General features: G+C 62.7%; 5 protein-coding genes. 1 reads left to right on the forward strand and 4 read right to left on the reverse strand.

The window, feature by feature from the left end:
* From LJE63_10125 to LJE63_10140, 4 genes are all read right to left on the reverse strand, one after another.
* Positions 1–688 (reverse strand): two-component sensor histidine kinase (locus LJE63_10125; GenBank protein ID MCG6906969.1); only part of this gene is annotated, 688 nt, incomplete at its 3' end.
* 53 nt (positions 689–741) lie between these two features.
* Positions 742–1968, reverse strand: coding sequence for a response regulator (locus LJE63_10130; GenBank protein ID MCG6906970.1), 1227 nt, complete (start codon positions 1966–1968; stop codon positions 742–744).
* A gap of 29 nt (positions 1969–1997) precedes the next feature.
* The gene (locus LJE63_10135; GenBank protein ID MCG6906971.1) at positions 1998–4124 is read right to left on the reverse strand and encodes an STAS domain-containing protein; all 2127 of its coding nucleotides are present in this window, start codon (positions 4122–4124) and stop codon (positions 1998–2000) included.
* Between the two features lie 22 nt (positions 4125–4146).
* Complete coding sequence (locus tag LJE63_10140; GenBank protein ID MCG6906972.1) at positions 4147–4728, reverse strand: TetR/AcrR family transcriptional regulator; 582 nt, start codon at positions 4726–4728, stop codon at positions 4147–4149.
* Between the two features lie 200 nt (positions 4729–4928).
* On the opposite strand from LJE63_10140, the gene LJE63_10145 reads away from it, so the two are divergent.
* A partial coding sequence (locus LJE63_10145) for a sigma-54 dependent transcriptional regulator (protein MCG6906973.1) occupies positions 4929–5825 on the forward strand: 897 nt, incomplete at its 3' end.

The following is a 5825-nucleotide window of genomic DNA, read 5'->3' on the forward strand; positions in this document are numbered from 1 at the left end:
TCTGCAGCTGGCCGTTGAGGTTGATGATGAACTTGTCGCCCTGCCCCCTGACCGCCACATTGGAGATCAGCTCGTTGAAGCGGGCGGTGTCCAACGTCGCCCGCAGGATGAAAAAGGTCCCGTCCGGCAGGTGGTGTTTGATGGCGATGATGATGTGCGGCACATTGCGAAACCCCAGGAAAACGTCGCTGACGAAAACCCCCCGGCCGACCACCTCCTGAAACCAGCCCTGGTCACGGTAGTTCACCCCCGTCAGCGCGTAGGGACCGGCATAGTAGCGCTGGTCGCCGCCGGAATCGACCACCCCGAGGTCCACAAAGCCGCCGAAGGCGGTTTTCAGGTGCCCGAGTATCTCTGCCAGCCGCCGGGGGTCCTTCAGCGCCGCGATGCCGTTGTCCTCCACGATAAATTGCAGCGCGGCGGCCCGACCGGTGAGAAAAAAGGAGATCGACAGTTTGGTGTTGGACACCAGCCGGGAGGTCTGCAACAGGACATCGGAGACAATGGCTTTCTGGGTGACGTTGTAGTCCACCGCGGTGATGATCACCAATGGCACCAGGGCGACCCCGGCAATCAGCAGCACGGCGCGCTTCCAGATGCGGCGGAAATCGAACATGTGCTTGAAGGGCCAGTCCTGGCCTTCGGGTCGCTCCCAAAAATCCGGTTTGAATTTGGCCCACAGCGCCATGCACGATTTCCTTATTTTTAACCGGGGCGGGTGCCCCCGGATACCCGGACAGGCTATTCGACGGACTTTTTGCGCTCCTGGATCTTCGCGTTGGCGCGCTTGAGCGTGTCGCTGAGGACGTCGATATCCACCGGCTTCTGCAGGTAGGCAAAGGCCCCCAGCTGCATGCAGACCTCGCGATCGGCCTCGCTGCCGTGCCCCGTCAGAATGATCACCTCGATCTCCGGGCGGGTGGATTTGACCTGGCGCAGCACCTGGATGCCGTCGATGCCGGGCATCTTGAGATCCAGGATCATCACCTCGGGCTCATCCTCCTGGACCAGGCTGAGGGCCGTTTCGCCGTCATAGGCCACGGCCGAGCCCATGTCGCGCATCAGCAGGCGCTCGGAAAGGGTCTCGACGAACTCGCGCTCGTCGTCCACCAGCAGCAGCTTGGAGGGAAGCTGGAAATCGAATTTGCGATAGATGTCCGACTGGTAAAAATCTTTCCCCACACGGGTCTGAACCGCGGTCACCCCCGGTACCTGCTTGACGATGGCCGCCAACTCCTCTTCCAGGCGGTTGAGCATCAGCACGTGTTTGTTGATGGTCAAGGTCACGACCCCCTGGGCGGCCGTAACGCCGACATCGTGCCCCTCGGCGGCGAGGCGGACCTCCACCTGGGCGGCCAGCCGGAAATCGGCCACCGCCTGGCGGGAAGCCGCCGTGGGTGCCACCGCCTGGCTGCCCCGGTACTCATCGATCAGGGCGGCGGCCTGGGCGACCGTTTCCTTGTCCATGGGCACGACGATGTCATAGAGATCGGTTTGCCAAGGGTCTTTGACGCCATGGATGGCTTCCACCCAGGCGGCGCGCTCCATATCCTCGTGCCGGATGATCCGCAGCGCCTCCTTGGCGGAGACCCCGCGGGCGGATTGCCCCTCGGCGATCCGTGAGCTGACGCTGGCGATCAGGCACACCCGCAGGGTGTGGCTGACCTTGCGGGGCACCAAATGAAGGCTAAAGCCGCAGAGCAGGAAATCATCCTCCGCCAGCAGCTCGGCCAGTGAAAGGCGCATGTGGGCGATGGCGTTTTCCTTTTCATGGGTGAATTTGTTGAACACCGACGTGCGGCCGGAAAAGGCCCGCCGGATCTTTTTGGCAGGCATGCCGGAAAGCCGGCTGGCACCGGCGATGACCTCCTCGTCGTCGATCTTGCGGTAGCCGGTTTTCTCGAGAATTTCCCGGGCAACCGCCTCCTCCTTGCAAAACACGCCGCTGAACAGTGAAATAACGGACATGCGAATCCCCCTTTGGTATAATGGCCGCTTCAGGCGAGGTGGCAGACGGTTACGAGCGGACAGGCCTCTTCGGTGCTGTCACGGTGGGCGTCCGCGTGAATCGCCGCGATGGCCCTTTCCATGGTCGCAAAGATATGGTCGGTGCCGATCTTGGCCAGCAGATGGGTGCGTTTGAAGACCTCCATGACGGACTCGTTGACCCCGCTGAAGGAAATCTCCACCCCCGCGCTGCGAATGCGATCCACTAACAATGATAACGTTTCTTCACCGGAAGCGTCAATATCGTTTATCCCGTTGGAAGCGATGACGATGTGGCGCAGCTGCCGTTTGGTGAGCATCAGCTCGGTGATCTGGTCGTCCAGGTAGCTGGCGTTGGCGAAAAAAAGCGGCCCGTCGAAGCGGATCACCGAAATGTGGGGGCACTCCTGAAGGCCGTGGGTCAGTGCGCAGCGCAGGGCTTCATCTTCCGTGCGGGCCAGCGACACCACACTGGGCCGCATGCTCTTGTAGAGAAAGACCATAAGCGAGAGAACCACCCCGATCATGATGCCCTTGTCCAGATGCGGGGCGAAGACCAGGGTGAAGATAAAGGTCGCGATGGAAATGGCCCCGTCATACCACTGGGCCTCCCAGGCGTGCACGAAACCGGAAACGTTGACCAGGCCGATGACCGCCATCATGATGACGGCGGCCAGCACCGACTGGGGCAGGTGGTAGAGCAGGGGTGTAAAAAAAAGCAGCACGACCACCACCGCCAGGCTGGTAAAGACGCTGGAGAGACCGGTGACGGCCCCGGCCTGGAGGTTGACTGCCGAACGCGAAAAGGAGCCCGAGGTGGGGTAGCTTTTGGCCATGGACCCCAGGATATTGGCCAGCCCCTGGCCGATCAGCTCCTGGTTGGGGTCCAGGCGCTGCCCGGTCTTGCCGGCCATGGCCTTGGCGATGGAGATCGCCTCCATGAAGCCCAGCAGGGAGATGATGGCCGCATAGGGAAAAAGGCGCAGCAGGACCCCGAAATTGATCTCGGGCACGGACAGGGAGGGCACCCCGCGGGGCACGACCCCCACCACGTCGCCGCCGCCCATCATCACCAGCGCATCGGTTGCAAGCGGTTTGTTGCCCACCCGCATCCGCCAGATGCGGCCGTCGGTGGCAAGCCCGGCGGGCTCCTCGCCGCGGACGAAAAACTGTTGGCTACCGTCGGGTTTGTTGACACCCACCAGCAACAGCTCCCGCAACAGTTCCCGGACAACGTGCGCCTCGTGGTTGAGACGCTCGATCCGGAGATTGATCAGACTGGCCTCGTGCTCGGCATCAAGGATCGCCATGGCGTCTTTGGCCTCGTGCGCCCGGGTGAGCCGCTCGTTGGCCGCGGTACGCGTCTCCGCCAGGCGCGGGACCTCATTGACCGCCGAATTGAAGCTGTTGACGAGTTCGTGGATCTTGGGGACGGCGATGGCATTCAGGTCCACCCGGACATCATGCTGGAAACCCGTCCCCCAGGAGATCAGGATGGTCACCACCACCGCCGCCAGCACGTTGGGGAAGCGGGGAAGGAAGCGTTTGAGCCCATACATGATGGCGAAGGCCAGGGTCCCCATAAAGAAGGTCGGCCAGTGGGTGTGGTGGATGGCCGCCCTGCAGACCGCGATGATGGTCTCGTAGTGGTGCTCGCCCTTGTCCACGTAGACGCCGAAGATTTTGGAGAGCTGCGATGTGGCGATGATCAGGGCGGCGGCGTTGGTAAAGCCGTTGACCACCGGGTGGGAGAGGAAGTTGACCACCAGCCCCAGGCGCAGCACGCCCAGCGCCAGCTGGAAAACCCCGACCATCAGCGCCAGCAGGATGGCATAGGCGATGTAGCCGCTGCTGCCGGCGGTAGCCAGCGGCTCCAGCGAGGCGGCGGTCATCAACGACACCACCGCCACCGGTCCGGTGGCCAGCTGCCGGCTGGAGCCGAAAAGCGCCGCCACCATCGGCGGCAGGAAGGAGGCGTAAAGCCCGAAGTAGGGCGGCAGCCCGGCCAACTGGGCGTAGGCCATGGACTGGGGAATCAGAACCAGCGCGACCGTCAGCCCCGAGATGGCATCACGCCGCAGGTCTTCGGTCCCGTAGGTCTTGAACCATGCGATGAAGGGAAACAGTTTTAGCAACATCACCCGATCCGGCTCCTTTTGTTTAAGGGTTCCTTAAAATCCGATGGCAGGCCGCCTGCAGGTCATTATAGAGAGCCCCGGCATCGTAGAGGTTGTATATGTTCAGGCGCACCAAACCGTCCAGCATGGCGAAAATCAGCATCGCGGTTTTGCGCGAAGCCCCCGGGCGGATGGAGCCGTCCTTCTGACCGGTGAGAATCGCCTCCTCGAATATGTCCAGCAGGCACTCGTAGATGGCGGTCAGGTTGTCGCGGCAGCGGGGGTTGGTGCGGGCCAGTTCGTAGGGGTAGTGGCGGTAGAGGATCAGAAAGCGGTCCTCCATCTGGCCCACCTGGTGAAGGTAAAAGGCGACGGCACCCGCCATCATCTCCAGCCCGTTGCGGAATTCACGCGCCTTCCGGTAGGCGCTGAACTCGGCGGTGATGTCCTCCTTGACCTTCTCCAGAATCGAGAGAAAAATCCCCTCCTTGGTCTTGAAATGGTAGAAAATGGTGCCCTCGGCGGCCCCGGTGAGCTTGGAGACCTCCGCCATGGAGGTGTCCTTGAACCCCTTGCGGGCAAAGAGGAGGTTGGCCGCCTCCAAAATGTCATCCTTCTTGGTCATGCCGCTCCCCAAACGGTGTGGTTCCCAACTGAGTACTCAGACAGTTTTTGGATCCTAAAAAATACCCATCCCAATGTCAAGGGTTTTTTTGGGGCGCCGCCGGCGGTCTACCGCCCCCCCGGTGATATGAGAAGCGTTGACAGAAGGGCGGTATTTTGAATACAACCGGTCGCGAAAAGTTTTCTTTCGGGGGAAATGATGTGAAAAAAGACCGGCTGTTGATCATCGAAGACGAGGCCTCGGTGGCCAAGCAGCTCAAGTGGGCCCTGAGCGAGACCTACGAGATCACCGTCGCCGGCGAGGCCCACACCGCCCGCAAGCTCCTGGGCGCGGGGGCCTTTGCGGTGGCCACTCTCGATCTCGGCCTGCCCCCGCACCCCGACAGCCCCCGGGAAGGGCTCAAACTGCTGGAAGAACTCCCCACGCTGGCACCCCACACCCGGGTCGTGGTCATCACCGGCAACAGCGAGCAGGAGACCGCCCTCAAGGCCGTGGCCCTGGGGGCGGTGGACTTCTGCGAAAAACCCATCGACCTCAAAATCCTGGAGATCATCCTGAGCCGCACCTTCCGGCTGCAGGCCCTGGAGACGGCCAACCGCGAGCTGCGCCAGCAAACCGACCACTGCGGCACGCTCTGCGGCATGCTGGGGGTCTCCCCGGTGATGCAGACCTTATTTGAGCTGATCCGCAAGGTGAGCGCCAGCGACTACCCGGTGCTGGTCACCGGCGAGTCGGGCACCGGCAAGGAGATGGTCGCCCACGCCCTGCACGACCTCAGCCCGCGCGCCGCAAAGCCGCTGGTGATCGTCAACTGCGGCGCGATTCCCGAGAACCTGCTGGAAAGCGAACTCTTCGGCCACGAAAAGGGGGCCTTCACCGGGGCGGTGGGGCGCAAGATCGGCAAGTTCGAGCAGGCCGACGGCGGCACGGTCTTGCTGGACGAAATCGGTGAGCTGCCCCTGGCGATGCAGGTCAAGCTGCTGCGCTGCCTGCAGGAGGGCACCATCGAGCGCATCGGCGGCAGCCACCCCCTGACCCTGGACGTGCGGGTGGTGGCGGCCACCAACGTCGACCTGAAGGCGGCGGTGGCCCGCGGC

This window comes from Desulfobacteraceae bacterium (assembly GCA_022340425.1).
GTDB lineage: Bacteria > Desulfobacterota > Desulfobacteria > Desulfobacterales > JAABRJ01 > JAABRJ01.